Annotated in this window: 29 protein-coding genes; 13 read left to right on the top strand and 16 right to left on the bottom strand. The window is 57.0% G+C overall.

What is annotated here, in order from left to right; translation table 11 throughout:
• Window positions 1-252: 252 nt before the first annotated feature.
• Window positions 253-1,350: a redox-regulated ATPase YchF gene (ychF, locus tag ACN0TA_RS17325; protein ID WP_417585276.1), complete on the top strand. Its 1,098-nt coding sequence runs from the start codon at window positions 253-255 to the stop codon at window positions 1,348-1,350.
• Window positions 1,351-1,957: 607 nt separating this feature from the next.
• Here the strand turns inward: ychF and ACN0TA_RS17320 are convergent.
• Entirely contained in the window at window positions 1,958-2,098 is a 141-nt protein-coding gene (locus tag ACN0TA_RS17320; RefSeq protein ID WP_417585274.1) for a hypothetical protein, read from the bottom strand.
• Between the two features lie 70 nt (window positions 2,099-2,168).
• Between ACN0TA_RS17320 and ACN0TA_RS17315 the strand changes: the two genes are divergently transcribed.
• The 3 genes from ACN0TA_RS17315 to ACN0TA_RS17305 are packed head-to-tail and all read left to right on the top strand — an operon-like array spanning window position 2,169 to window position 3,561.
• Window positions 2,169-2,663 carry a MaoC family dehydratase gene (locus ACN0TA_RS17315; RefSeq protein WP_417585272.1) on the top strand — a complete coding sequence of 165 codons (495 nt, stop codon included), beginning with the start codon at window positions 2,169-2,171 and terminating at the stop codon, window positions 2,661-2,663.
• Window positions 2,660-3,211 (top strand): MaoC/PaaZ C-terminal domain-containing protein, encoded by a 552-nt coding sequence (locus ACN0TA_RS17310; protein ID WP_417585270.1) that lies wholly within the window; start codon window positions 2,660-2,662, stop codon window positions 3,209-3,211. Before ACN0TA_RS17315 ends, ACN0TA_RS17310 begins: the two co-directional genes overlap by 4 nt.
• Before the next feature lie 5 nt (window positions 3,212-3,216).
• On the top strand, window positions 3,217-3,561 hold the full coding sequence (locus tag ACN0TA_RS17305) for a DUF423 domain-containing protein (RefSeq protein ID WP_417585268.1): 345 nt from the start codon (window positions 3,217-3,219) through the stop codon (window positions 3,559-3,561).
• A gap of 4 nt (window positions 3,562-3,565) precedes the next feature.
• Here ACN0TA_RS17305 and ACN0TA_RS17300 read toward each other — a convergent pair whose 3' ends face one another.
• Window positions 3,566-3,970, bottom strand: coding sequence for a winged helix-turn-helix transcriptional regulator (locus ACN0TA_RS17300; RefSeq protein ID WP_417585266.1), 405 nt, complete (start codon window positions 3,968-3,970; stop codon window positions 3,566-3,568).
• Window positions 3,971-4,060: 90 nt separating this feature from the next.
• Here ACN0TA_RS17300 and ACN0TA_RS17295 point away from each other — a divergent pair, with 90 nt between their 5' ends.
• Window positions 4,061-4,903 carry an SDR family oxidoreductase gene (locus ACN0TA_RS17295; protein ID WP_417585264.1) on the top strand — a complete coding sequence of 281 codons (843 nt, stop codon included), beginning with the start codon at window positions 4,061-4,063 and terminating at the stop codon, window positions 4,901-4,903.
• 32 nt (window positions 4,904-4,935) lie between these two features.
• On the opposite strand, the gene ACN0TA_RS17290 is transcribed toward ACN0TA_RS17295, so the two are convergent.
• The 5 genes from ACN0TA_RS17290 to petA form a co-directional block, all read right to left on the bottom strand.
• Window positions 4,936-5,469 carry an adenine phosphoribosyltransferase gene (locus ACN0TA_RS17290; protein ID WP_417585262.1) on the bottom strand — a complete coding sequence of 178 codons (534 nt, stop codon included), beginning with the start codon at window positions 5,467-5,469 and terminating at the stop codon, window positions 4,936-4,938.
• Window positions 5,470-5,541: 72 nt separating this feature from the next.
• Window positions 5,542-5,745 carry a hypothetical protein gene (locus ACN0TA_RS17285; RefSeq protein WP_417585260.1) on the bottom strand — a complete coding sequence of 68 codons (204 nt, stop codon included), beginning with the start codon at window positions 5,743-5,745 and terminating at the stop codon, window positions 5,542-5,544.
• A gap of 135 nt (window positions 5,746-5,880) precedes the next feature.
• Entirely contained in the window at window positions 5,881-6,705 is an 825-nt protein-coding gene (locus tag ACN0TA_RS17280) for a cytochrome c1 (protein WP_417585280.1), read from the bottom strand.
• A 22-nt stretch (window positions 6,706-6,727) separates the two neighbouring features.
• Window positions 6,728-7,981, bottom strand: a complete 1,254-nt coding sequence (locus ACN0TA_RS17275; protein WP_417585258.1) for a cytochrome b — start codon at window positions 7,979-7,981, stop codon at window positions 6,728-6,730.
• A gap of 14 nt (window positions 7,982-7,995) precedes the next feature.
• On the bottom strand, window positions 7,996-8,520 hold the full coding sequence (petA, locus tag ACN0TA_RS17270; RefSeq protein ID WP_417585256.1) for a ubiquinol-cytochrome c reductase iron-sulfur subunit: 525 nt from the start codon (window positions 8,518-8,520) through the stop codon (window positions 7,996-7,998).
• Window positions 8,521-8,778: 258 nt separating this feature from the next.
• Here petA and ACN0TA_RS17265 point away from each other — a divergent pair, with 258 nt between their 5' ends.
• The 3 genes from ACN0TA_RS17265 (at window position 8,779) to ACN0TA_RS17255 (ending at window position 10,509) form a co-directional block, all read left to right on the top strand.
• Window positions 8,779-9,267, top strand: a complete 489-nt coding sequence (locus ACN0TA_RS17265; protein ID WP_417585254.1) for a tRNA (cytidine(34)-2'-O)-methyltransferase — start codon at window positions 8,779-8,781, stop codon at window positions 9,265-9,267.
• 85 nt (window positions 9,268-9,352) lie between these two features.
• On the top strand, window positions 9,353-10,249 hold the full coding sequence (hemF, locus tag ACN0TA_RS17260) for an oxygen-dependent coproporphyrinogen oxidase (RefSeq protein WP_417585252.1): 897 nt from the start codon (window positions 9,353-9,355) through the stop codon (window positions 10,247-10,249).
• Window positions 10,250-10,323: 74 nt separating this feature from the next.
• On the top strand, window positions 10,324-10,509 hold the full coding sequence (locus ACN0TA_RS17255; RefSeq protein WP_417585250.1) for a DUF1059 domain-containing protein: 186 nt from the start codon (window positions 10,324-10,326) through the stop codon (window positions 10,507-10,509).
• Here the strand turns inward: ACN0TA_RS17255 and ACN0TA_RS17250 are convergent.
• Genes ACN0TA_RS17250 through ACN0TA_RS17240 form a run of 3 tightly spaced genes read right to left on the bottom strand, consistent with a single transcriptional unit; the run spans window position 10,503 to window position 12,882 of the window.
• A complete protein-coding gene (locus ACN0TA_RS17250) occupies window positions 10,503-11,714 on the bottom strand; it encodes a CCA tRNA nucleotidyltransferase (protein WP_417585248.1) in 1,212 nt (403 codons plus the stop codon). The two genes, ACN0TA_RS17255 and ACN0TA_RS17250, sit on opposite strands and share 7 nt — an antisense overlap.
• On the bottom strand, window positions 11,704-12,336 hold the full coding sequence (locus ACN0TA_RS17245; protein WP_417585246.1) for a CoA pyrophosphatase: 633 nt from the start codon (window positions 12,334-12,336) through the stop codon (window positions 11,704-11,706). The genes ACN0TA_RS17250 and ACN0TA_RS17245 overlap by 11 nt, the downstream gene beginning before the upstream one ends.
• A gap of 6 nt (window positions 12,337-12,342) precedes the next feature.
• Entirely contained in the window at window positions 12,343-12,882 is a 540-nt protein-coding gene (locus ACN0TA_RS17240) for a GNAT family N-acetyltransferase (protein ID WP_417585244.1), read from the bottom strand.
• 263 nt (window positions 12,883-13,145) lie between these two features.
• Between ACN0TA_RS17240 and ACN0TA_RS17235 the strand changes: the two genes are divergently transcribed.
• The gene (locus ACN0TA_RS17235; protein WP_417585242.1) at window positions 13,146-14,105 is read left to right on the top strand and encodes a glutathione S-transferase family protein; all 960 of its coding nucleotides are present in this window, start codon (window positions 13,146-13,148) and stop codon (window positions 14,103-14,105) included.
• A gap of 8 nt (window positions 14,106-14,113) precedes the next feature.
• On the opposite strand, the gene ACN0TA_RS17230 is transcribed toward ACN0TA_RS17235, so the two are convergent.
• Window positions 14,114-14,578: an NUDIX domain-containing protein gene (locus tag ACN0TA_RS17230; RefSeq protein ID WP_417585240.1), complete on the bottom strand. Its 465-nt coding sequence runs from the start codon at window positions 14,576-14,578 to the stop codon at window positions 14,114-14,116.
• A 32-nt stretch (window positions 14,579-14,610) separates the two neighbouring features.
• Between ACN0TA_RS17230 and ACN0TA_RS17225 the strand changes: the two genes are divergently transcribed.
• From ACN0TA_RS17225 to ACN0TA_RS17210, 4 genes are read left to right on the top strand one after another with little or no spacing between them, the layout of a single operon-like run.
• A complete protein-coding gene (locus ACN0TA_RS17225; protein ID WP_417585238.1) occupies window positions 14,611-15,561 on the top strand; it encodes a metallophosphoesterase family protein in 951 nt (316 codons plus the stop codon).
• Window positions 15,562-15,608: 47 nt separating this feature from the next.
• Entirely contained in the window at window positions 15,609-16,943 is a 1,335-nt protein-coding gene (locus ACN0TA_RS17220; protein WP_417585236.1) for a hypothetical protein, read from the top strand.
• Window positions 16,933-18,216: a UDP-N-acetylmuramoyl-L-alanine--D-glutamate ligase gene (gene murD / locus ACN0TA_RS17215; RefSeq protein ID WP_417585234.1), complete on the top strand. Its 1,284-nt coding sequence runs from the start codon at window positions 16,933-16,935 to the stop codon at window positions 18,214-18,216. Before ACN0TA_RS17220 ends, murD begins: the two co-directional genes overlap by 11 nt.
• Window positions 18,213-18,542 carry a DMT family transporter gene (locus ACN0TA_RS17210; protein WP_417585232.1) on the top strand — a complete coding sequence of 110 codons (330 nt, stop codon included), beginning with the start codon at window positions 18,213-18,215 and terminating at the stop codon, window positions 18,540-18,542. Before murD ends, ACN0TA_RS17210 begins: the two co-directional genes overlap by 4 nt.
• A 6-nt stretch (window positions 18,543-18,548) precedes the next feature.
• Here the strand turns inward: ACN0TA_RS17210 and ACN0TA_RS17205 are convergent, their stop codons facing one another.
• The 5 genes from ACN0TA_RS17205 to ACN0TA_RS17185 are packed head-to-tail and all read right to left on the bottom strand — an operon-like array spanning window position 18,549 to window position 24,945.
• A complete protein-coding gene (locus ACN0TA_RS17205; protein ID WP_417585230.1) occupies window positions 18,549-18,827 on the bottom strand; it encodes a hypothetical protein in 279 nt (92 codons plus the stop codon).
• A 34-nt stretch (window positions 18,828-18,861) separates the two neighbouring features.
• Entirely contained in the window at window positions 18,862-19,287 is a 426-nt protein-coding gene (gene mce, locus ACN0TA_RS17200) for a methylmalonyl-CoA epimerase (RefSeq protein ID WP_417585228.1), read from the bottom strand.
• Complete coding sequence (gene scpA, locus ACN0TA_RS17195) at window positions 19,284-21,401, bottom strand: methylmalonyl-CoA mutase (RefSeq protein WP_417585226.1); 2,118 nt, start codon at window positions 21,399-21,401, stop codon at window positions 19,284-19,286. Before scpA ends, mce begins: the two co-directional genes overlap by 4 nt.
• Entirely contained in the window at window positions 21,401-23,401 is a 2,001-nt protein-coding gene (locus tag ACN0TA_RS17190) for an acetyl-CoA carboxylase biotin carboxylase subunit (RefSeq protein WP_417585224.1), read from the bottom strand. The genes scpA and ACN0TA_RS17190 overlap by 1 nt, the downstream gene beginning before the upstream one ends.
• Before the next feature lie 11 nt (window positions 23,402-23,412).
• Window positions 23,413-24,945 carry an acyl-CoA carboxylase subunit beta gene (locus ACN0TA_RS17185; protein WP_417585222.1) on the bottom strand — a complete coding sequence of 511 codons (1,533 nt, stop codon included), beginning with the start codon at window positions 24,943-24,945 and terminating at the stop codon, window positions 23,413-23,415.

The following is a 24,945-nucleotide window of genomic DNA, read 5'->3' as shown; positions in this document are numbered from 1 at the left end:
GGATTGACCCTGGCCTTTGAAGGGCGACTAAGCCAAAAATCCCGGATGCATGGGGCAATGATCGCTTCATATAAAAATTAAAAAATGCGGAGCGTTCATCGCCCCATGCCGTCTATCCCTTCATAGCCCGAGGTGATGTCGCCGTCGGTCAATTCGGCCGATCCCGGCTTCTCTTGACTTCTCACCGCTCCTGCACGAGTTAAGGCACAACGCTTTCTGCGCCCGCTGCGGCGCCATCTCAGAGGTATTCTCATGGGTTTCAAATGCGGCATCGTCGGTCTGCCCAATGTTGGCAAATCGACGCTTTTCAACGCCCTCACCCAGACTGCTGCCGCTCAGGCCGCGAATTTTCCGTTTTGCACAATCGAGCCCAATGTTGGCGAAGTATCGGTTCCCGATGAACGCCTCGATAAATTGGCCGAGATCGGCAAGTCTAAGGATGTCATCCCCACGCGCCTGTCGTTCGTCGACATTGCTGGTCTCGTCAAAGGCGCGTCAAAGGGCGAAGGACTGGGCAACCAGTTTCTGGCCAATATCCGCGAATGCGACGCTATCGCCTACGTGCTGCGTTGCTTTGTGAACGACGACATCATTCACGTATCGGGTAAGGTTGACCCGATCGCCGACGCCGAAGTGGTCGAAACCGAGCTTATGCTGGCAGACCTCGAAAGCCTCGAAAAACGCGCTGGCGGACTGGAAAAAAAGATCCGCGCCAATGACAAGGAAGCGAAACTGACCCTTGAGTTGGTCAATCGTGCCAAGGCCCTGCTCGAAGATGGCAAGCCGGCTCGCCATACCGAGCGCGCGCCCGACGAGGAAAAAGCATTCAAAGAACTCCAGCTGCTCACAGCCAAGCCGGTACTCTATGTTTGCAATGTGGACGAATCCGCCGCTGCGGATGGTAACGAGCACACCAAAAAGGTCGAGGAATACGCCAAGGCGCAAGATGCGCGCTCGGTGGTGATTTGCGCCGAGATCGAAGCTGAGCTCGCTGGCCTCGATACTGCCGATCGCACCGATTATCTCTCTTCGCTCGGTCTGGACGAACCCGGACTGAACAAGTTGATCCGCGAGGGCTACAAGCTCCTTCACCTCCAGACATATTTCACCGTTGGCCCCAAAGAAGCGCGCGCCTGGACCATTGCTGTCGGCACAAAGGCGCCCCAGGCAGCCGGTGTCATTCACACCGATTTCGAGCGTGGCTTCATTCGCGCCCAGACGATCGCTTATGACGATTTCATAGCACTTGGTGGCGAAGTGGCGGCCAAGGAAGCCGGCAAGGCGCGCGACGAAGGCAAGGAATACGTCGTCAAGGACGGAGACGTCATGCTGTTCAAGTTCAACACCTGATCACGACAGGCGCCACCGGGCGCCCCTTGGCCTGCCGTTTCGGGAATCTGGATGGATCACTGCCATTTCTGCTCTTCTAGTCCAAGGACGGAGCACAATGGCAGCCCATGTCCGTTTCCCGGCTATGATCGTCATGTCCACTGTCGTGATGTTCGGGTTGGTGCAGCGAGAACAATGAAATGAAAGCTCTCATCGCCGAACTTGAGTAGCCACAAATGACGGTTGCCCAGGGCGCTCGGGGGCTTTATCTGAACGCTCGGACAATTGTCCTCCCCTGTGACGAATCAACTATCGTTTCCTGCCGGCCCGTCAGGAGATTGAAATGAACGTTGATCTCGCGCGGGTCGCACCGCCCCTTAAAGCCATGCTGGCGAGCATCTTGGGGCAGTTCGGGGGGTATTGGCACTGGTTGCGGTTCCGACCCTCCAGGCCCCCCTGACAGCGATTGCGGCACCTTATCTATCTTCTCGCCTCATCGATCAGCTGCCCCCCGGTATTGTCTTTGTCCCGCTGGTCACCCGCGCGACGCGAGGGGCGAACGGCAACGGATCGCTATCGCTCGAGCCCTCTCTACCGATCCTGGAAACATACTCCTCGACGGGCCAGCTCACTCAACGCCGAGACGGAAAAAGACATCCTGGCTCAGCTTCGCCTGGTTTGCGACCAAGTGGCGATCATCGCGATCACTCACCTGATCAGCGTCATAGGGCAGCTCGATACCGTCAATGCGATCGAGGCTGCGGGACAATAGACCGCGTGCGGCCTTGCATCACCATAATCGGTAAGGCACAATCGAGATTGACGTTTAGGATAACAAGATGACCAATCCGACAACCAAAGATCGACGCCATTTCGAAGACTTGGCGGTCGGCGAAACCATTGCGCTCGGCCCCCGCACTGTCAGCAAGGCTGACATCATCGAGTTTGCGACAGAGTTTGATCCTTTCCCTTTTCATCTCGATGAAAAGGCAGCCAAAGAAAGCCTGTTGGGTGGACTGGCGTCCAGCGGCTGGCAGACTGGAGCGCTCTCGCTCCGCATGCTTGTGGACGCCTTCTTGTCCGACATCGCATCAATGGGCGGACTGGGATTTACCGACCTTAAATGGAAGCGCCCTCTCATGAAGGGTGATACGCTTTCAGGCACTGCAACAATCACTTCATTGAGACGCTCCGCAACCCACGCCAATATGGGCATCATCACAATCGCTTTCGACATGCGCAACCAAAAGAGCCAACAGGTGATGACGCTGAACCTGACAAATCTCGTCGAAGTGCGCGATCCTTCGACAGCGCCCGACGAGGCCGCGCAATGACCCGCTGGTTCGAAGAGGTACGGCTCGACGATCCGTTCGATCTGGGCAGTCACACATTCACGCAAGACGAAATCGTAAGGTTCGGCGAGCTCTACGACCCACAGTATTTTCACGTGGACGCCGATGCGGCCGCAAATTCTCATTTTGGGGGACTGGTAGCGTCTGGTTGGCATACGGTCAGCGTGGGCCACCGGTTGATGGTGGATCGGCTTTTTGCAGAAGAAGATATCGTGCGCGCTGAAGGCGGCGAACCGGGCGTCTCAGGACCCTCGCCCGGAGTCAATCGTATGGATTTCAAGGCGCCGGTCAGGCCCGGAGATACGGTGCGATACACTCTGACGGTCACCGGAAAACGACCATCCAATTCCATTGCGGGTTGGGGACTGCTCTTCAATCTGCTCGAAGCGCATAACCAGAACGGTGAGCTCGTCTATTCCGCTGACCTCGTCGGGTTTTCCAAGCGGCGCGACTACACAATGCCGCTCAGGCTGCGCGCCATGACGGCCCTTGCTAAGCTACCCGGTCTGAAATCATTGGTAAACAGATGAGGCCCTTGGAGCGCATTGCGATAATCCTTGCCGGCCTGCTTGGGGCTTCAGGGGTCGCCGCAGCCGCAGCGAGCTCGCATGCCGGTGCAGCACTGCTCGGACCCTATGCCTTGATTGCACTTACCCATGCCCCCGCAATACTGGCACTCGCCTTGGCAGCGTTGCCGCCGGTGTTTAACGGAGCTCTGATTGCCCTGATGACAGGATCGCTACTGTTTTGCGGTGATCTGGCGCTACGCCATCTCCTGGGCGCTGCTCCTTTGCCCCTGCTCGCGCCTGCAGGTGGCATGGCTCTGATCCTCGGCTGGAGCCTATTGATCGTTGGCGGGCTTTTCGCACGGCGCGGTTGAATGGCTATTCAGTGCCTTTTTCGGCCCATACAGCGCCAATCCGCGGCATATTGGTCTCGATCCAGTCGGCGAGAACCCTCACCTTCTCCGCAGCTTCACGCCCCAGCGGCGTAAGAGTGTACTCGACATGCGGAGGAACCACTGGATAGGCACGACGGTCGACCATACCATCGTCCTCAAGCCATTGCAGCGTCTGGGCCAGCATGCGCTCACTCACGCCACCAACCTTGCGTCGCAGTTCGCTGAACCTGTGCGTGCCGTCCAGGAGCGCAATCAGCACAAGCACTCCCCACCGGCTCGTGAGGTGTTTCAGGACCTCCCGCGACGGACACGCATGGGAAAAGAGCTGCCCCCGGTCCATGGCATCTCCCAAGGGTCCTTTGTGCTTGAGGCTGTCGTCGGTGTCCATCTGCATACTTACCTTTGCGTACGTACTTACTATTTGTAAGTATCGACTTTATATCGGTCTGCGCAACACGAAAATATGGAGTTCACCCCAATGTACGCAGTTACCGGAGCCAATGGTCAATTGGGCCGTCTCGTCATCGCAGCACTCAAAGAGAAAGGACTGGACGGACAAACAATAGCGCTGGTGCGCGACCTTTCCAAAGCCACCGACCTCGGCATTACGGCCCGTCATTTCGACTATGACGAGCCAGAGACATTAGAACCCGCTCTAAAGGGTATCGACAAACTCCTGCTGATTTCAGGCAGCGAAATCGGCAAACGCGGCCTCCAGCATAAGACAGTCATCGATGCCGCTGTAAGGGCCGGTGTGCAGCACATAACCTATACCAGCCTTTTGCATGCCGACACTTCAGAGATCACCCTCGCGCCCGAGCACCGCCAAACTGAAGCTGCCCTCAAGGCATCTGGCCTCAAATACTCAATCCTTCGCAATGCCTGGTACACAGAAAACTACACCGGCAACCTCGGAGCTGCCCTCGAGAGCGGCACCATCATTGGATCGGCAGGGGGCGGTCAACTCAACACTGCAAGCCGCGCTGATTTGGCGGCGGCCGCAGCAATCGTACTGACATCAAGCAGCCACGTCGGCCAAATCTATGAACTCGCTAACGACCAGGCATATACTTTGTCCGACGTTGCAGCAGAACTCTCGCGTCAATCTGGCAAGTCTGTGGTCTACAAGGATCTCCCAAAGGCCGAATACTCCAGGATTCTTATCTCGATGGGCCTTCCGGCACCGGTCGCCGACCTACTGGCAGATAGCGATGCAAAAGCTGCATCCGGAGCGTTCTCAGATGAGAGTGGAGCACTTGGAAGGTTGCTGGGGCGTCCGACACAAACGCTTGAGCAAGCCGTAGCTCAGGCTTTGAACTAGGCGCGATAGGAGAGCGGCCCAAACGGTCGCTCTCAATGACCCTCAAACATCATAAGCGCTTCAACTGTAACGCCATGCGCCCGTAGCTTGTCAGCGCCGCCAATTTCGGGAAGGTCGATGACAAACCCTGTGTAGTCGACCTTCGCACCGGTGCGCCGCAACAGAGAAACGGCGGCGATTGCGGTCCCGCCGGTCGCAATCAGATCATCGACCAACAATACGTTATCATTCTCATCCACCGCATCTGCATGGATCTCGATAGTATCTACGCCATATTCCAGCGCGTAATTCTGCCCAATCGTTTCACCTGGCAGCTTGCCGGCCTTGCGCACAGGAATGAACCCCACACCAAGTGCAATGGCGACGCCAGCCCCGAAAATGAACCCGCGCGCCTCGATCCCCGCAACCTTGGTGATACCTTTATCTCTGTGCGCAAGTGCCAAGCGCTCGCAACTTTCTCTAAACCCGTCGGAATCCTCGATCAACGAAGTGATATCACGGAAGACGATGCCAGGCTTGGGATAGTCGGGAATTGAGCGGACAAGCGTCTTGAGGTCGGTGGCCATGAAACAGAGATCCGCAGCTTTAGTTCAACGATCGAATGGACGGGGGGCCAACAGCCACAAAATTCAAAAAGGCTAGAAATAGCGATTGGGAGGTACAACCCGAGCGGTAAGCTCACCAGCCTTGCGCGCAGCACGCTTTGTAACCTCGAATGCGGCGTTTTTGCGCTCCTCGGACAACAGGTTTGGCGCCGCTTTGATAGCAGAACGGACGACCGGGCTACGGCTTGCGGCAAGTGCCAGCAAGGCAACCGTCTTGGCCACTCGGAAAGCCGACATTGTTTTTCTCCAATCGAACCCGATTGCGATTACGGTTGCTGCGTCGCCGCCAGTACAATGAAGTCTTTGGTCATGGCGAACAAGGGCAAAAATCACTGCACAAAAAAAGGGCCCCGCGGGGCCCTTTCAATTCGACTAGTGTGCGTCCCGCCAAATGCGGCGTTTCACAAGATACATCAGTACTGAAAGCCCGATCAGAAACAGGATCACTATGAACCCGGTCGACTTGCGCGATACCATATGCGGATCGGCTGTCCACTGCAAAAAGGCTGCAACGTCTTTTGAATACTGCTCGACAGTCTGCGGTGTCGACTCGTCTTCGTAAGACACGATGCCGTCCGAAAGCGGCGCCGCCATCGAAATGAAATGGCCCGAAAAATATTCATTGTAGTGCAGGCCTGGTGCGACGTCCACGCCTTCAGGCGCCTCTTCGTAGCTCGTAAGCAGGTTGTAGATAAAATCCGCACCTGCTTCCTGATAGGCAGTGAAGTAGTTGAAGACCCACCAGGGGAAGTCCATGTGGATGCCGCGCGCTTTGGCCATCAGCGAAAGATCGGGCGGCGCCTTACCACCATTGGCTTCGGCGGCGATCTGTTCGCTAGGGAACGGGTTTGGCCAACGGTCGGCAGGCACGCCTTCACGCTCCCCACCCTCGGCCATTTCGTCAGCAACGGTATATTCCGCCGCAAGGGCCCGGATTTGGTCTTCACTGTAATGCGGCCCGCCGTCCTCAGACAGGTTGCGGAATGCAATATATTCAAGACCGTGACAGCTTGAACAGACTTCCCGGTAAACCTGGAAGCCGCGCCGGAGCTGGTTCTGATCGTAAGTCCCGAAAATGCCAGCAAAGCTCCAGTCCTGCTGATCGGTATGCGGATACTCTTCGGCTGCCTGCACCATTGTGCCCCCAAGGGCAAAAGCTGCAAGGGCGAGTACGCCAAGGATCGTCTTTTTAAACATCATTGTAGTCCTTCGCGCCATATCAGCCATTTGCCTTGCCAAGCACGCTTTCCGAAATACTGGCCGGAAGCGGCGCTGGCTTTTCGATGCGTCCAAGGATCGGGAGAATGATGAGGAAGTAGCCGAAATAATAGGCAGTACAGATCTTGGCCAGCAATACGTAGATACCTTCAGCCGGCTGCGCACCCAGATAGGCAAGCGCAATGAAGTTGATCACGAACAACCAGTAGAACGGGCGGAAGAGCGGGCGGAATGCACCCGAGCGCACCTTGGATGTGTCGAGCCACGGAATAACGAACAGGATCAGCAGCGAGCCGGCCATCGCGATGACGCCACCAAGCTTGGAATCGATGAACAGCACGTTGAAATCGATGGCGCGAAGCATCGTGTAGAAGGGCAACAGATACCATTCGGGAACGATGTGTGTCGGCGTAACCTGCGGGTTGCCGGGGATGTAGTTGTCTGCGTGACCGAGAATGTCGGGCGCAAAGAACACGAACCAGGCGAACGGGATGAGGAACAGAACGACAGCAAACAGATCCTTCATCGTGATGTAGGGATGGAAAGGCAGCGTGTCGCGGCTTTCCTTCACTTCGACACCGGTCGGGTTGTTGTTGCCCGGCACGTGCAGCGCCCAGATGTGGAGCACGACGACGGCGGCGATGATGAACGGAATGAGGTAGTGGAGCGAGAAGAAGCGGTTTAGCGTGGGATTGGCCACCGAGAAGCCGCCCAGCAGCAAGGTCTGAATCGCTTCGCCAACCAGCGGAATGGCCGAGAAGATGCCGGTGATGACCGTTGCTCCCCAAAGGCTCATCTGGCCCCAGGGCAGAACATAGCCCATAAAGGCGGTCGCCATCAAAAGGATGAACAGGATAACGCCCAGCATCCAGATAACCTCGCGCGGCGCTTTGTAGGAGCCGTAATAGAGGCCACGGAAGATGTGGACGTAGACTGCCGCGAAGAACATCGAGGCGCCCACTGCGTGGGTACCCTGAATGATACGGCCGAAATTGACGTCACGCCGAATGTGCTCGACCGAAGCGAACGCAAGATCGACGTGAGGTGTGTAGTGCATCACCAGAATAACGCCGGTGACGATCTGAATGACCAGCATGAAGGTGAGGATCGCGCCGAAGGTCCACCAGTAATTGAGGTTCTTCGGAGTCGGGTAATCCATCAGATGTTCTTTGGAGAATCTGATGATGGGGAGACGGTCATCGAGCCAACGCTCGATCCCGGTGCCCGGCGTATAATTGCCAGCGTGATTGGACATGCCCTCTACTCCCCTTACCCGATCTGCACGACAGTATCGGAAACAAACTCATAAGGCGGCACGACGAGGTTCTTCGGTGCCGGCCCGCGGCGGATACGCCCCGCGGTATCGTAGTGCGATCCATGGCAGGGGCAGAACCACCCATCATAGTCGCCCGATTCACCGACTGGAACGCAGCCCAGATGGGTGCAATTGGCAACCATGATGAGCCATTCTTCATGCCCCTCGAGGACGCGCTCTTCATCGGTCTGCGGATCCTTGAGATCGGAGAGCGGCACTGCTCGCGCTTCTTCGATTTCGGCAGGCGTACGATGCCGGACAAAGACGGGCAGTCCGCGCCACATGATCGTAACTGACGACCCTTCAGCAACTGGCGCAACGTCAAAACGGATCGAGGCCAGGGCCAGAACCGACGCGTCGGGATTCAGTTGATTGATAAGCGGCCAGGCAGCTCCCGCCACCCCGACTGCCCCGACCGCACCGGTCGCGATATAAAGAAAATCGCGTCGTGTCGCTTTTGTTTCGCTCGCTGTCGCCAAAGCTCTAGATCCCCAAAAGGCCTGCACAAACTTGTTCTGATATCCGCCGGACGCCGGTATTTAACACGCATGGGTACGCGAGTCGGGTCCGCCGCCGCCAGGCGGTGCGGATTTTTGGCTTCTTTTTGCACTGTCTTATGGACTTGTCCAGCCTTGCCAAAGGTGACTTGATCGATCTGCGACACTATACCCATCAATCTTTCGACAACCTCAGGATACCCATCAATCTTTCGACAACCTCAGGCCACGGTTCTGTCATTGCCTATAGCCCTTGCACTCTACCAGCCCGACATCGCTCTCAACACCGGAACGCTCTTGCGGCTCGGCGCTTGCCTTGATGTGAAGGTCCATATCATCCACCCCACCGGGTTTCCGTTCTCGCGCTCCGCCCTGAAGCGTTCCGGCATGGACTACCTCGACACAGTGGATATGGAAGAGCACAATAATTACACCCAGTTTGACCTCTGGCGCCGCGCGGCAGGCAAACGACTCGTCTTGCTGACCACAAAGGCCAGCGTTCCAATTCATCACGCGCGCTATCGAGACGAAGATATCTTGATGGTTGGCCGCGAAAGCGCCGGCGTACCGCCCGAAATCGCCGACGACGCCGGACTGCGCGTCCGCATCCCGATGAAACCGGAAACACGCTCACTCAATGTCGCGATCTCCGCAGCAATGGTTGTAGGAGAAGCATTGCATCAGACCGGCGGCTTTGAACGACTTTCCGCGCGCCCCGCGGCAGGCTGACGCATTTGATCCCAGTCAATCCGTTTGGGCCGGATCTGCCGCATGGTCGGGCGACCTTCAACGTGATAGTGACCCGGCACACACAATGAATATGCAGAATTTTGAGACAATGCCCCTACCCGACGATATCGAAGACAAAAAGGTTCAAGCCAGCACCTGGTTCAAATCCGTTCGTGACGATCTGTGCGCCGCTATTGAAAAGCTCGAGGATGAGGTGACCGGCCCCCACGCCGATCTTCCCGCGGGACGATTCGAACGCGACGCCTGGGACCGGCCAGCGGGCGGGGGCGGCGAGATGTCGATCATCAAGGGTCGCGTGTTCGAAAAAATGGGCGTTCACATCTCGACAGTTTTCGGGGAATTCTCGCCCGAGTTCGCCAAGCAGATCCCGGGCACCGAAGACAGCCCGCAATTCTGGGCCTCAGGCATATCGGTCATCGGCCACCCTTGGAATCCCAATGTGCCCGCGGTTCACATGAACACGCGAATGGTTGTTACGTCCAATTGGTGGTTCGGCGGCGGCGGCGATCTTACCCCTGTTCTCGACGCCCGCCGAACCCAGACCGACCCTGACAGCGTCGATTTCCACGCAGCAATGAAGGCTGCTTGCGATCCCCATACCCAAGTCGATTACCAGCGCTACAAAGATTGGTGCGACGAGTATTTCTTCCTTGCTCACCGCAACGAGCCCCGCGGGATCGGCGGCATATTCTACGACCGCCACAATACAGGTGATTGGGACGCAGATTTTGCATTCACACAAGATGTCGGTCGGCAGTTCGTCGAAATCTACCCGGAACTGGTACGGCGCAATTTCAACACATCCTGGACAGACCAGCAGCGCGATGAGCAATTGGTACGTCGCGGCCGGTATGTGGAATTCAACCTGCTTTATGACAGGGGCACCACATTCGGTCTCAAGACCGGCGGCAATGTAACTTCGATCCTGTCGTCAATGCCGCCGGCCGTGCGTTGGCCGTAAAAGGAACCCCTCGCACATCAAACCGTTTTCGTTATGTTAGACTTCGTGCAACCCAGAAGGATACGGAGGAAATCATGAAACGATTTGATGGTGGATCGCTGATCCCAGGCGCCACGTGGCACGCCACGGCTGAAAGCGAAGCCGAAGTGGTTCGCAAGGCGGTCGAAAAGCTCAGAGCCGAACATGGCGAAGCTGAAGTTCGGCCAGACATGGTAGAGCGGATCAAGGAACGCATATTCGACGTGCAGACGCGTCATTGATCGTCAGCGGGGCGGCAGAGAGCTAGCAACGCTTCCCGGTCCAGTCCAAAGATTGAGGCGATCCACAAAGTCTCGAGCCTTTTAAGTTCGGCCCCTAGAGCGGGGCCGGGCCTGTACCCCTTCGAAACAAGATCTGCTCCAGAAAGTGGAAAATGTCCGGGATAAAATGCACTGGCGATTGCCAATTGCGCTGTGAGCCAGTCTTCGTTTTTGCCCTCCAAAGCAGCAGCCAAGACCAATCCTGACGACCACTCGCTGCGATAGCGATAAACAAGCTCGGCAATCTTACCTTTTCTTGCCAACCGCGCGGCGCTCGTCAGGAGATCGACTCGGGCCATCGTTTTGTTCGACAAACGCCAGTTTTGACGTAAGCGTGCCAACTCAGCGCCCGACATTCCCATGAGCGCGATCCGCATGTCACCATCGCGCGAGGCCGAATAGCGCTCTAGCTGCCCCAATGCAACCAAGGCCTGTGGGCTGACGAATTTAGCAGGCAAAATATCAAGTGCAGCCATTTGCGACACCGTTGCCGCGCAGTAGCGGTGTGCAAGCAGTCGAGTCATTTCGCGGCCCACACGTTCCGCGGAAAGCGCAGCAAGACTGCCTGCAGCGCGCCCGCACGCAGCGATGGCGGCATCATCGAATTGCTGATTCCCATGGCTGACGACAAACCGGAAATAGCGATAGACGCGCAACTTGTCTTCGACGATGCGTGTGTCGGGATCACCTATGAACAGGACACGGCCGGCCAGACAATCATCCAACCCGCCCAGCGGATCGAACAAGGCGCCGTCTTGACCGCAATAGAGCGCGTTCATCGTAAAGTCGCGTCGCCTTGCGTCTTCAACCCAATCGGTCCCGAACACCACTTTCGCCTTGCGACCGAAGGTTTCCATATCGCGGCGCAAGGTCGTGACCTCTGCTGCGCAACCACCGTGCACAAGCGTCATGGTACCGTGATCGGCACCGGTAGGATATACGCTCATCCCAGCTGCACGCCCTCGTTCTTCCACAATTTCGGGCGTCAATTCACTGGCCAAGTCGATGTCGGACCGAGCATCTTTGAGCCCGAGCAGCGTATCGCGGACGATACCGCCGACGGCGCGCGTCTTGCCCGATGCCCCATCGAGGCAGGCAAAAAAGGGCTGTGCCGATTTCAGCCAAGGGGCACGTTGTAGACGCGCGAGCGCTGCCTTACTGTCCATCGCGGTCGGTCTCGGTCAGGACGGTATCGCGGAAGCGCCGGGTTAGATTGGCGGTAATCCCCCAAATGCGATGCCCCTCATGATCAATTTGCCAGCTCTTGCGCTCCTGGCCGCGATAATGCGCGCGAAAGGTGCTGTAGCTCGTCTCATCGACCAATGTTTCGAGCGGCACCTCGAAGACATCGTCAACCTCGCCCGGGTTGGGCACAAACGGCGCACGCGGATCGACGATGGCTACGACAGGCGTGATGAAATAATTGGTGCCAGTATAATAATACGGCATATAGCCGAGGACTTCCGCGTCGTCGCGGTGCAATGCGACTTCTTCATTGGCCTCGCGCAGTGCGGCATACGCAGCGTCTTGATCCTCTGGATCGATACGCCCACCGGGAAAGGCCACCTGCCCTGAGTGCTTGCGCAGAGCCGTCGCACGCTCGGTGTAGAGCACGTTATAACTCATCCCGCGCTTAACCAGGGCGATAAGTACCGCGGCCGGTACGGGCACTGCGTCACTCAAATCGCTGATAACGAAATCGGCCACCAGATCTGAGGCATCGGGCATAGGTTCCGCAGCAGGAAGCAAACGGGTGACGATATCCCTGATATCATTTTCGCTCGACATTATTCCCTAAACCCAGGGCAACACGTCCCCGGCAAGTGTATTCACCACTTTTGGATCGCGAGAGTGAACCAGCACGCGCGTTGGATCAACGGGTCCCGGAAATGTAATGGCGCCGGGCACGGTGCGCACAAAACCCAAAGGGCTATAATACGCGAAATCGCCAACTAGAAGAACGAAATCAATCCCCTCGCAGTCGAGCGCGAGTTCGCAGACATGGGTGACCAGTGCCCGGCCAGCGCCCTGCTTTCTGAATTGAGGGTCCGTCATCAGCGGCCCGAGCAGATATCCATTGAAGCCACCGACACTGATCGGAGTCATTCTTACGCTTGCTGCCCGTTGTCCTTCGATCTGGGCGATGTAGGAAAAGGCAGGGTCTACAGCGATGCGCTCACGCACACGGAATGCAGCACGCGCAAACCGACCGGGGCCGAAAGAAACTTCGTGCAGTGCTTCTATCCAGCAATCATCCTCCGGCGTTTCAAGCCGAATGAACAGAGCAGAAGGCGCAGGGACATTGGCAGCCGGGAGCGGCGAAACAGCGGTCATTGTAAGATTATCCAGATCGATCAAGGCAATACGACGACAGTCGCGCAACAAAGCGCGCTCTAAATTCGTCGAATGTCTTTTTCGCTACTGAACATCGCAACCGAGCTCCAATGACTGGCCGAAACCGGATTTAGCATTCTCGCTACCTTTGGTCCATCGAAATCGATGCCGAACACGGTGTTCGCCGATATCCGTCTAATAATCGAGAACAATCTGGCTAGATATGCCGTTATCGAGCACAGGCATGAAAAAGGAGAAAGACAATGGGCCAGCTGATTGACGGCAAATGGTCGACCCAATGGTACGACACCAAATCCACGGGCGGCAAATTCAAACGATCAGAGTCGGCCTTCCGCAACTGGGTTACCACCGATGGTGAACCGGGCCCAACCGGTGAGGGCGGCTTTGAAGCGAAGAGCGGACGATATCATCTCTATGTTTCGTACGCTTGCCCTTGGGCACACCGCACGCTGATCTTTCGGGCGTTGAAAGGTCTTGAAGACCATATCTCGGTTTCGGCGGTCTCTCCCAAAATGCCTGATGAAACGGGCTGGGCGTTCACCGGCGAAATGGGGTCGGATACCGATACACTGAACGGTGCCGACAATCTCTGGCAGATCTACACCAAGGCAGTACCCAACTATACAGGGCGCGTCACCGTGCCAATTTTGTGGGACAAAGAGCGCCAGACGATAGTTTCCAACGAAAGCGCCGACATCATCCGCATGCTCAACTCAAGTTTCGATGGCATCACCGGCAACACGCTCGATTTCTATCCACGCGGCAAACGCGAGAACATCGAAGCTGTCAACGCCCGCGTCTACAGCGACATCAACAATGGGGTGTACAAGGCCGGTTTCGCGACGACCCAGGCGGCTTATACCGACGCGGTCACCAAGCTGTTTGATGCGCTCGACTGGGTCGAAGGCATTTTGTCTCAACAGCAGTTCCTCACCGGCTCCACTCCAACTGAGGCCGATTGGCGGTTGGTCACTACGCTAATGCGGTTCGACGCTGTTTATGTTGGCCATTTCAAATGCAACATCCGCCGCATCGCCGACTATCCGTACCTCTCCAAGTATCTCGCAACCCTTTGCGCGTGGCCGGGCGTGGCAGAGACAGTGCGCCTCGATCACATCAAGACCCATTACTACTGGAGCCATACGACGATCAATCCAACCCGCATCGTGCCAGAAGGTCCGGTGCTCGATTTCCTCGATTGATCTCAGATCTACCATTTTGGCGAGGGCAAGCGTCCCTCGCTAATTTCGGCTAGCCGTCTCATAGCGCCTGGCGCCATCGGTTCGGGAAGGTTCTCAAGATCGAACCACCCGATTTCGGCGATTTCCTTGTTCGGAGTGAACGCGCGAACCTCTCGCGCACCACCGGCTAGAAAGAGCGCAACGTGATCACGGTCAGTGAAAGCAGTCGCATGATAAAACCCGAAAAGCCGCATCTCTCCATCGATTGCAAAGCCGGTTTCCTCAAGCACCTCGCGCCGCGCCGCCTGTTCGGCGCTTTCGCCGGGATCGACCCCCCCGCCGGGCATCTGCCAACCGGCAACATAGCCGTGCCGCACCAGCAGCACACGGCCATCAACGATTACCGCCGTACGCGCGCCCAGCGTGAGATGGGTGTAAATGCCCTTTGCGCGCAGCAGCGCGCCGAATTTGAATCTGTTCCAACGGCTAATCATGGCTGCTCCTATCCGGCAACACATGACAAATTGTGGCAAAGGCGGCAATCGGCCATTTTATTGCCGTAGCCCACGTGCCAATAGTGCAGTCAATGATTACCCTCGCCCATATATCCGACGTCCATCTCGCACCGCTTCCTCCCGTCACCTTGAGTGATCTGGCGTCCAAGCGGCTGACCGGATGGCTGAACTGGCGTCTAAAGCGCGCCAATGACATGCGGCCCGAAACATTGATGGCCCTGATCGATCATCTCAAGGCGCATCACCCTGATATGATCGCCGTCACAGGCGACATGGTCAACCTCGCACTCGATGACGAAATCAAGCGGGCAGCCCACTGGTTTACAGGCCTGGGCAGCGCCGAGAAGGTCTGCGCGATTCCAGGAAACCACGACGCCTATGTGCCCGGGGCACTGGACAAGGCGCTGGGGGCTTACGGGAATTACATGCGCGGCGAAACGCTTGATGACCATAGCTTCCCCTATGTGCGACGGCTTGGCATGGTCGCCATGATCGGCGTGTCCAGTGCCGTCACCACCCCCCCGTTATTTGCAGCGGGCAAAGTGGGGGCAGACCAGATCGAGCGCCTCGGCAAACTGCTGAAACTGCTCGGCGAAGCGGGCTATTTCCGTGTCGTGATGATCCACCACCCCCCCAACGCCGATTTCGCCGACTCCAAGCGTTTGGGCCTTTGGGACGGCAGCGAATTCCGCGCCGCACTCAAACAAACCGGTGCGGAGATGGTTCTGCATGGCCACACCCATTTGTCGTCGGTAAACGCCATTGCTGGCCCAACTCAGGAAATTCCTGTGATCGGCGTTGCTGCAGCCTCGGCAGCGCCCGAGGGCCACGACGCACCTGGCCGCTACAATCTTTTCCGCATAGAGAAGGTCGGCACCGAGTGGACATGCGCCATGCGCGAATACGGATATCAGCGCATCGGCGACGACATCGCATTACGGCTGCAAATGCGCATATATTAGAAAGCATGTGATTCATCACGCTGTTCCATGGGGCGCAAGGCGAGACAGTGAGCCAGACTTCATTCATCATCGACCCGCCGCTTTTCGACCCCGTCACTGGCGAGGCGAAATTTTCCTATCAGCTCGGTGAACACGCTTTTGTAGAGACTTTGCGCTTTTCCACCGATGGGCTGGATGCTACGCGATCCAATACAGCAGCCTTTTCGATACTTTTGCAACTTGCTGCAGCAGTGCTTGGCGTGAGCTATTTCAAACTGCGCGCGCCCTTTGAAATTGACGCGACAGCGTTGGCACTTTCGCAGGCCCAGCAGGCATTCGTGCTCGATGTTTACGAGAATGGGCTTGGCGAATTCTATGCCCGCAACGCTCTCAAACGCTTCGGGCGGCTATCGCTTTCATCCAGCGCGCCACAAGAAGAAGAAGTTCCTCCAATGCTTCCCAATCGAGCCCTCGTTCTGATCGGCGGGGGCAAGGATTCGCTAGTCAGCGTGCAATTGCTCGAAAGCGCGGGGACCGAAATGAGCTTGTTTGCCGTCAACCCCAAGGGCCCCATCCTCAGCTCGGTCGAACGCTCCGGCCTTCCGTTTATTGCCGTCGAGCGCATTCTTGATCCTGGAATGATCGCGCTAGGGCAACAGCCGGGCTATTACAATGGCCACGTCCCGTCCACGGCGATCAATTCAATGATCGCTGCGCTCGCAAGCCTGTTGTATGGCTATGGCGAAATCGTCCTCTCAAATGAGCGCTCGGCCAGCGAGGGCAATATCGAATTCGATGGCAGGCAAGCTAACCATCAATACTCCAAGTCGATCGACTTTGAGCGCGCCATTCGCGATGTGCTGTTCACAGCGACGGCCGGATCTCTTGAATATTTCTCCCTGCTCCGTCCTTACTCGGAAGCGCGGATAGCGGCATTGTTCGCCCGGTCGCTACGCTATGACGATGTATTTTCTAGCTGCAACCGCAATTTCCGCCTTTCGGGCTATGGCGGCCCGCTTTGGTGCGGGAAATGTCCCAAATGCCACTTCGTCTTCCTGATCTTTGCGCCGCATATGGACAAGACTAGACTGACAAAGATTTTCGACCAGGATGTGCTCGACAATGCCGACAACATTCCAGCCTACAGCGAACTGACCGGGTTGTCCGGCCATAAGCCGTGGGAATGTGTAGGCGAAATTCTTGAAGCTGCTGCTTGCCTCTGGCGCATCGCCGACCATCCCGACTGGCGCAACAGTGCCGTCGTTAAAGCGCTCAAGCCGGATCTGAACTCCTTTTACGGCCCTGCCCGCCTGCAATCGGCCTATGAAGAGTTGATGTCCGATAGCGCCGACCACCTCATTCCAGAACACATCCAAAACGCGGTTGCTCCCCATGCACATTGATGGCCCCGTTCTTCTTTATGGCGCCGGGCGCGAGGCGCGCTCGACTGCAGCATTCTTGCGCCGCGCCCATCCCGACTTAGAGCTCTTCGTAACGACCGACGACGGTGTCGCCGAAATCGAAGGGGCGAGCTTTATCTCGCCCCAAGAGGCAAGTGCAGTTTCGCGCTTTGGCACCATCGTGAAGAGCCCCGGCGTGTCTCTCTACAAGCCGATATTTGCATCGGCTCGCGCTGCGGGCGTTACGGTGACGTCAAACCTCAACATTTGGGGTGCCCATTTCCGGGATGGCCGCACTGTAGTTGCGATATCGGGAACCAAGGGAAAATCGACAACAGCAACTCTGGTCCACCTGATGCTCGAGCATTCAGGGGTGGATGTGGTTCTGGCCGGCAATGTGGGTATCCCCCCGCTCGATGCCGCCGACAGCGCGCAGACTGTCGTGCTCGAACTCTCGTCGTACCAGACTGCAGACATCGACTTTGCACCCGACATCGCCGCGATTTCCAATCTCTATCCAGAACATGTTGATTGGCATGGCGGGCTTGATGCCTATTACCGTGACAAGCTCAACCTGATTGCCAAAGGCCCTGGCCTTGTTGCCATAGGCCCGCAGGCTGCAACCGTCGAGCGGGTTATCGCAGCCATTCCCCCCACCACCAGCCGCGTCCCGGCGCTCGAAATTGACCTTGCCGACGAGGTCCTTATGGCGGCCATGCATTCGCGGCTCAAGGGTGCCCACAACCATGACAACGCAAGACTGGCCGCCGCTATCGCGCTGGCAGCCGGCGCGACGCGTGAGGGCATTTTCAAAGGCATCGAAGCCTTTGTTCCCCTGCCCCATCGCCTCGAAGAGCTGACTGTCGGTGACCTGCTTTTTGTCGACGACTCCATATCGACGACCCCGGAGGCAACAAAGGTTGCACTCGCTGCCTACAAGGGCAGAAAAATCGCCCTGATTGCTGGCGGGCACGAGCGGCAGCAGGATTATACAGACCTTGCAAACCTGATGGGGCTGACAAGCGTGGTCATGCTCTGTTCACTGCCGGTCACTGGCCAGCGACTTGCGCAAGCAGTGCGTGACAACACACCGATCCCAATTGCAGAATGTTCAACGCTTGATGAGGCCATGCAAGCGCTTGCCGCAGCCGGCCAGATCTTCGATACCGTCATTCTCTCACCCGGCGCACCGAGTTACAATCAGTTCAGGAATTTTGAGGAACGCGGCGACCGGTTCAAGGCTCTGGCACGTCAACATTTCAGCCGAGTACTTTGATGACTTATGTTTTTTTATTCTGCGCCATCGTCGCGGAAGTGATCGGCACCTCTGCGCTCAAAGCTGCCAATGGATTTACCAACCTAGTGCCGTCGGTTGTCGTGGTTCTGGGCTACGCAGCAGCGTTCTATTTTCTCTCACTCACCCTGCGCACGATGCCGGTTGGCGTGGCCTACGCCATTTGGTCAGGCTTGGGGATTGTCCTGATTTCGCTTGTCGGATGGCTGGTCTACAAGCAGACATTGGACCTTCCAGCCTTGATTGGCATGGGCCTGATCATAGCCGGCGTAATTGTTATTAACACATTCTCTCGCACTGGCCATTAATGCTGATCAGGCAATCTTGGAGAGGGCATTCATTCGCTGCGTGAGTTTTTCCTGCATTGCTTTGACCTGTCCCTCAAGCCGGGACTGAGCGCTTTGGGAAGCAAGTTGACCGATACCCTGAATCTGCATGGTCTGGGCGGCTTGAAAACCGTACGATGCAGCATTCATGCGTTCAATGCGATCCGATGATTGCTGTCGCCGCTGCTTGGCGAGTTGCATCTCTTGCCAAGCGGACTTCTTGGGCACCCAGTTCATCTTTTTAAAGGTCGAGATCGTGCTGCTCATGAACCAATGATGCGCCCACAGCCTTAAGAATATGTTAGGCGGGTGCGAAATCTGGCTTGACCTCTTCAAGCTCGATCAGCGTACCGTCAAAATCTTTGGGATGGAGGAACACCACTGGCAATCCGTGGGCGCCGGTCTTGGGTTTCCCATCTCCAAGCACCCGTGCGCCGTCCTCGGTCAACCGCCGCACCGCGGCATCGATATCAGCAACCTCATAGCAGATATGGTGCATGCTCCCGTCGGGATTGCGTTCGAGAAATACAGCGATTGGCGAAGCGTCTCCCAAGGGTTCGAGCAATTCGATCTTGGTGTTCTCCAATTCCACAAAAACAACCCGAACACCGTGGTTGATTAGATCCTGTGGTGCCGAAACACTAGCGCCGAGCATATAGCGATACCGGCGCGCCGCAGCCTGAAGGTCCGGTACGGCAATAGCAATATGGTTGACGCGCCCTATCATCGATTGCTCAGCCTGCCTTCGATGGCATTGAGCACCGAATAGGCTGCATCAAGCACATTCGAGCCTGGACCAAAAATATCGAGAACCCCTGCCTCACGCAAGAAATCGTAGTCGGCACTGGGAATGACACCCCCGACCACAACTGCCACATCTTCGAGCGCCCTGTCCTTGAGCGCCCTGATCAGTTCGGGCACCAGCGTCTTGTGACCAGCCGCAAGCGAGGAAACGCCGACCGCATCGACTTTCAGATCTCCAGCGTGGGCGGCCACCTCATGAGGTGTTTCAAACAGGGAACCCATATGAACGACGAAGCCGATGTCTGCGAACGCAGTGGCAATTACCTTGGCGCCTCGATCATGGCCGTCTTGTCCCATCTTGGCGATAAACAGCGTCGGCGCGCGTCCAAAAGATGCCTTGAACCCCTCGATCCGGCGAGCGATCTCCTCATATTGCGGATCGCCTGCATAGCTTTTGGAATAGACACCCGAGAGCACGCGTGTTGTCGCATCGTAGCGGCCAAACACGTCCTCCATCGCCTGCGAGATTTCACCGAGCGTAGCGCGTGCGCGCGCGGCTGCCACTGCCGCATCCAATAAATTACCCTCATCCATCGCAGCAAATTCGCGCAGCGCATCGAGCGCGGCCTGGCAACCGGCTCCGTCGCGGGAGCGCCTTATGGATTCAAGTCGGTTGATCTGGCCAGCCCGGACCTTCGCATTGTCAATCTCTAGCGTTTCAATGGGGTCTTCAGTGTCCAGACGATATCGATTGACGCCGACGACGACCTCTTCACCCCGATCGATGGCCGCCTGTCGCATCGCTGCAGCCTTTTCGATCGCCAGCTTCGGGTCGCCAGTTTGGACAGCCTTGGTCATCCCGCCCTGGGTCTCTACGTCGTAGATCAGAGCCTGGGCCTTATCTACCAACTGAGCGGTAAGTTCTTCGACATAATACGAGCCCCCGAGCGGATCGACCGCGTCTGTGATTTTGGTTTCATGCTGTAAGATGAGCTGGGTATTGCGCGCGATCCGTGAAGAAATCTCGGAAGGCAGCGCAATGGCCTCGTCGAAAGAATTGGTGTGCAGGCTCTGGGTGCCCCCCAACACCGCTGCCAAGGCCTCATAAGCGGTTCGGACAACATTGTTGTAAGGATCCTGCTCGGTCAGCGAAACGCCGGACGTCTGACAATGGGTCCGCAGCATCTTGGAGCGTGGATCGGCGGCACCGAGATCGGTCATGATGTTGGACCACAGGATGCGCGCCGCCCGCAGCTTGGCCACCTCGACGAAAAAATTCATCCCGATGCCGAAAAAGAACGATAGCCGCCCTGCGAACTTGTCAATGTCGAGCCCACGCGCCTGTGCCGCGCGGACATAATCCTTGCCATCAGCGAGCGTGTAGGCCAGCTCCTGTATCGCCGTCGCACCGGCCTCGTGCATGTGATAACCCGAGATCGATATGGAGTTGAACTTGGGCATATGCTCGGCGGTATATGCGATAATGTCGCCAACGATCCGCATGGATGGCTCAGGCGGATAGATATAGGTATTGCGGACCATGAACTCTTTTAAAATATCGTTCTGAATGGTCCCCGACAGCTTTTCGGGTGGAACGCCCTGTTCTTCAGCAGCCACGATGAACATCGCAAGGACCGGGATCACCGCTCCGTTCATGGTCATCGACACGCTCATTTCATCAAGCGGGATGCCATCGAACAGCAGCTTCATATCCTCAACGCAGTCGATCGCCACCCCGGCCTTGCCCACATCGCCCACAACGCGCGGATGATCGGAATCGTAACCTCGGTGCGTGGCCAGATCGAAGGCAACCGATAGTCCTTTTTGCCCGCGCTCCAGCGCCCGTCGATAGAACGCATTACTCTCCTGAGCGGTCGAAAATCCAGCATACTGCCTGATCGTCCATGGCCGATTGGCGTACATCGTCGCCCTCACGCCGCGCTTGAATGGCGCGACACCCGGAATTGCTCCGTCGTCGCCCAGATAGACCGGATCGACCTCCAGCCCGCCATAGTCGTTTTTCAGGCTCTCGATCCGGCCATCGCGCAGTTCGCCGGATGCAATATGGGACCAGACATCGCGCGGAGTATCACCCATCACACAGCCTCGAATTCCATGATGACGGCATCAACGGCAAGAACATCGCCCGGCCCAGCCTTGAGGCTGGCCACGCGCGCTTTGCGCTCCGCGCGCAGAACGTTCTCCATCTTCATCGCCTCAACGATGGCCAGAGCCTGCCCCTCCTCGACGATATCGCCCTCGGTAACATCAACCCTCACGATCTGACCCGGCATCGGGCAAAGGAGGAACTGGCTCATATCGGGAGGCGTCTTCTTGAGCATGTGCCCCATCAGGTCGGCTACATGCGGCATCACTACCTTCGCGACGATGTCAGCGCCGCGGTAGCGCATGCGGAATCCCGAGGTTACCCGGTCCATCTTCACATGCAGGGTGCGGCCATCGATTTCTGTCGCCGTTAGACTCGCGCCGGGTTGCCAGCCATCCTCGATCAACAGCGGCTGGCCCTCATCGGTCATCAGCACAAAGGACTCATCGGATTTGGGAATAGAAAAATCCCAGCGCCGATCTCCGATCAAAACGCTCCGTTCGGCGGCCATGTGCCCGCTATCGAGCGGTGTCGATTCGATGAACCCGCGCGTTTCGAGTTGGAAGCTGGCCCTGCAGGCAAGTGCAGCCAAAGTCAGCAGGGTATTCCCGTCGAGCGCCACGCCTGCAAACCCATCGGGAAACTCATCGGCAATATAGTTGGTCGAGAGCCTTCCCTCACGAAAGCGCTCTTGTTGGGTCACAGCAGAGAGAAATGGAATATTGTTGCCAATTCCCTCGATTTCAAACTGATCGAGAGCAATGGCCAGGCCATCGATAGCTCCCATCCGCTCGGGTGCCCAGGTGACCAGTTTGGCAACCATGGGATCGTAATAGGGACTGATCTCCCCACCTTCATCGACCCCAGTGTCATTGCGCACAACAAGGTGGGCAGACGCCTCTTCGGCAGGTGGGCGATAGCGTTTGAGACGGCCGGTGGAGGGCAAAAAGCTGCGATAGGGATCCTCGGCATAAATCCGAGCCTCAATCGCCCACCCCTCGAGCCTGATATCTTTCTGGCTCCAGCGTAAAGCCTCGCCATCGGCAATGCGGATCATCTCTTCCACAAGGTCGAGCCCGGTCACCAGTTCAGTTACAGGGTGTTCGACCTGCAGCCGGGTGTTCATTTCTAGAAAATAGAATCTGCGGTTCCTGTCGACGATGAATTCGACGGTGCCCGCGCTGACATAATTGACGGCCCGAGCAAGTGCCACAGCCTGCGCACCCATCTTTTCGCGTGTTGCCGAATCGAGAAATTGAGACGGGGCTTCTTCGATCACCTTCTGGTTGCGGCGCTGGATGGAACATTCACGCTCGCCCAGATGGATGCAGTTACCCTGTCCATCCGCCAGCACCTGAATCTCGATATGTCGCGGTTCCTCAATGTATTTCTCGATGAAAATCCGATCGTCGCCAAACGAAGCTGCAGCCTCCGACTTCGATCGTTCGAAGGCTTCCTGCACGTCGGCGTCAGAGCGCGCTATCCGCATGCCTTTACCGCCACCGCCGGCCGAAGCTTTTATCATCACCGGATAACCAATCGATTTGGCAATTTTCGCCGCCTCGGCGGCATCGGCAATCAGCCCCATATGCCCGGGAACAGTTGACACTCCAGCTTCTGCAGCGATCTTTTTGGAGGTGATCTTGTCCCCCATCGCTTCGATAGCCTTTACCGGCGGCCCGACAAAATAGATCCCCTCCTGCCGCAAGCGTTCGGCAAAGGCCGGATTTTCCGACAAAAAACCATATCCCGGATGCACCGCCACAGCGCCGGTCTGCTTGCAGGCGGCGACTATTTTTTCGATGTCGAGATAGCTTTGCGAGGCGGCGGCCGGCCCGATGAGGACAGCCTCGTCGGCCATCCGCGCATGCAACGCATCCCGATCCGCATCGGAATAAACTGCGACCGTCGCGATTCCCATCTTTCGGGCTGTATCGATCACCCGGCAAGCGATCTCGCCGCGATTGGCTATGAGGATTTTCGAGAACATCTAAAACAACCTCACAGCGGAATATTTCCATGCTTTTTGATCGGCACATGCGCCTGTTTATTCTTCAGGCTCTCGAAGGCTCGAGCTACGCGCCGCCGCGTGTTGTGCGGCATGATGACGTCGTCGATGAACCCCCGCTCGGCGGCAACGAACGGGTTGGCGAAGCGGTCCTCATATTCCTGAGTTCGCGCCGCAATCTTGTCCGGGTCGCCCAATTCGGAGCGGTAAAGGATTTCGGTGGCCCCCTTGGCACCCATCACAGCGATTTCCGCGCTCGGCCAAGCGTAATTCACATCGGCGCGTATGTGTTTTGAACTCATCACGTCGTAAGCACCGCCATAGGCCTTTCGTGTGATAACTGTGACTTTGGGTACAGTTGCCTCCGCGTAGGCAAAAAGCAGCTTGGCGCCGTGCTTGATGATGCCGCCATATTCCTGAGCCACGCCCGGCAGAAAGCCCGGAACGTCTACGAACGTCAGGACCGGAATATCGAAGCTGTCGCAGAACCGGATAAACCGCGCGGCTTTTTTTGAAGCATTGATATCAAGGCACCCGGCCAAAACCATCGGTTGGTTGGCTACAACGCCCACGCTCTGCCCATTGAGCCGGATGAACCCTATAAGGATATTGCCGGCATGGTCTTTCTGAAGTTCAAGGAATTCGCCTTCATCGGCGACTTTTTCAATCACCTCCGCCATGTCATAGGGGGTATTGGCGTTTGCAGGGATCAAGGTATCGAGACTGTCCTCACGTCGGTCGATCTGATCATTTGTTGCAACTCTTGGAGCCTTTTCCCGCGCCGAAAGCGGCAGGAAATCGAACAGCCGACGCACCTCGAGCAGCGTTTCGATGTCATTTTCGAACGCCGCATCGGCTACCGACGAGATTTTGGTGTGCGTCGAGGCGCCGCCAAGCTCCTCATGGGTCACGCTTTCATTGGTTACCGTCTTGACCACATCCGGCCCCGTCACGAACATGTAGCTCGTGTCTTTCACCATATAGATGAAATCGGTCATCGCTGGCGAATAGACAGCCCCGCCCGCGCACGGTCCCATGATGACCGATATCTGCGGCACTGCGCCGGAAGCCTGAACATTGCGCCAGAAGACTTCCGCGTAACCGCCGAGCGAAGCCACGCCCTCCTGAATGCGCGCCCCGCCAGAATCGTTGAGCCCGATCACCGGTGCACCGTTCTGGACGGCAAGATCCATGATCTTGCAGATCTTTTGCGCATGCGTTTCCGACAGCGACCCGCCAAAGACGGTAAAATCCTGAGAAAAAACGTATGTGAGCCGACCATTTATCGTGCCCCAGCCTGTAACGACGCCATCTCCGGGCACGATCTGGCGATCCATCCCGAAATCGCGTGCACGGTGCGTAACGAACATGTCGTATTCTTCAAAGCTGCCGGGATCGAGCAGGACGTCGATTCTCTCTCGCGCTGTCAGCTTGCCCTTGCCATGCTGCGCCTCGATACGCCGCGCGCCACCGCCTTGCCGCGCGTGTTCACGCTTTTCATCAAGCGCATCGATAACATCCTGCAT

The sequence above is a fragment of the Pelagibacterium sp. genome (genome assembly GCF_048264985.1).
GTDB lineage: Bacteria > Pseudomonadota > Alphaproteobacteria > Rhizobiales > Devosiaceae > Pelagibacterium.
Note: the sequence above shows the minus strand (reverse complement) of the source record. Positions and strands in the feature narration are given on the sequence as shown.

Bases quoted from the DNA above. Each gene is read 5' to 3' on its own strand.
- ACN0TA_RS17280 (WP_417585280.1), bottom strand. From the start codon at position 6,705: ATGTTTAAAAAGACGATCCTTGGCGTACTCGCCCTTGCAGCTTTTGCC.
- ACN0TA_RS17230 (WP_417585240.1), bottom strand. From the start codon at position 14,578: ATGATTAGCCGTTGGAACAGATTCAAATTCGGCGCGCTGCTGCGCGCA.
- ACN0TA_RS17285 (WP_417585260.1), bottom strand. From the start codon at position 5,745: ATGTCGGCTTTCCGAGTGGCCAAGACGGTTGCCTTGCTGGCACTTGCC.
- ACN0TA_RS17205 (WP_417585230.1), bottom strand. From the start codon at position 18,827: ATGAGCAGCACGATCTCGACCTTTAAAAAGATGAACTGGGTGCCCAAG.
- murD (WP_417585234.1), top strand. From the start codon at position 16,933: ATGCACATTGATGGCCCCGTTCTTCTTTATGGCGCCGGGCGCGAGGCG.
- ACN0TA_RS17240 (WP_417585244.1), bottom strand. From the start codon at position 12,882: ATGACCGCTGTTTCGCCGCTCCCGGCTGCCAATGTCCCTGCGCCTTCT.
- scpA (WP_417585226.1), bottom strand. From the start codon at position 21,401: ATGGGTGATACTCCGCGCGATGTCTGGTCCCATATTGCATCCGGCGAA.
- ACN0TA_RS17310 (WP_417585270.1), top strand. From the start codon at position 2,660: ATGACCCGCTGGTTCGAAGAGGTACGGCTCGACGATCCGTTCGATCTG.
- ACN0TA_RS17185 (WP_417585222.1), bottom strand. From the start codon at position 24,945: ATGCAGGATGTTATCGATGCGCTTGATGAAAAGCGTGAACACGCGCGG.
- ACN0TA_RS17190 (WP_417585224.1), bottom strand. From the start codon at position 23,401: ATGTTCTCGAAAATCCTCATAGCCAATCGCGGCGAGATCGCTTGCCGG.
- ychF (WP_417585276.1), top strand. From the start codon at position 253: ATGGGTTTCAAATGCGGCATCGTCGGTCTGCCCAATGTTGGCAAATCG.
- ACN0TA_RS17235 (WP_417585242.1), top strand. From the start codon at position 13,146: ATGGGCCAGCTGATTGACGGCAAATGGTCGACCCAATGGTACGACACC.
- hemF (WP_417585252.1), top strand. From the start codon at position 9,353: ATGAATATGCAGAATTTTGAGACAATGCCCCTACCCGACGATATCGAA.
- ACN0TA_RS17245 (WP_417585246.1), bottom strand. From the start codon at position 12,336: ATGTCGAGCGAAAATGATATCAGGGATATCGTCACCCGTTTGCTTCCT.
- ACN0TA_RS17255 (WP_417585250.1), top strand. From the start codon at position 10,324: ATGAAACGATTTGATGGTGGATCGCTGATCCCAGGCGCCACGTGGCAC.
- ACN0TA_RS17275 (WP_417585258.1), bottom strand. From the start codon at position 7,981: ATGTCCAATCACGCTGGCAATTATACGCCGGGCACCGGGATCGAGCGT.
- ACN0TA_RS17290 (WP_417585262.1), bottom strand. From the start codon at position 5,469: ATGGCCACCGACCTCAAGACGCTTGTCCGCTCAATTCCCGACTATCCC.
- ACN0TA_RS17300 (WP_417585266.1), bottom strand. From the start codon at position 3,970: ATGGACACCGACGACAGCCTCAAGCACAAAGGACCCTTGGGAGATGCC.
- ACN0TA_RS17250 (WP_417585248.1), bottom strand. From the start codon at position 11,714: ATGGACAGTAAGGCAGCGCTCGCGCGTCTACAACGTGCCCCTTGGCTG.
- mce (WP_417585228.1), bottom strand. From the start codon at position 19,287: ATGATAGGGCGCGTCAACCATATTGCTATTGCCGTACCGGACCTTCAG.
- ACN0TA_RS17295 (WP_417585264.1), top strand. From the start codon at position 4,061: ATGTACGCAGTTACCGGAGCCAATGGTCAATTGGGCCGTCTCGTCATC.
- ACN0TA_RS17315 (WP_417585272.1), top strand. From the start codon at position 2,169: ATGACCAATCCGACAACCAAAGATCGACGCCATTTCGAAGACTTGGCG.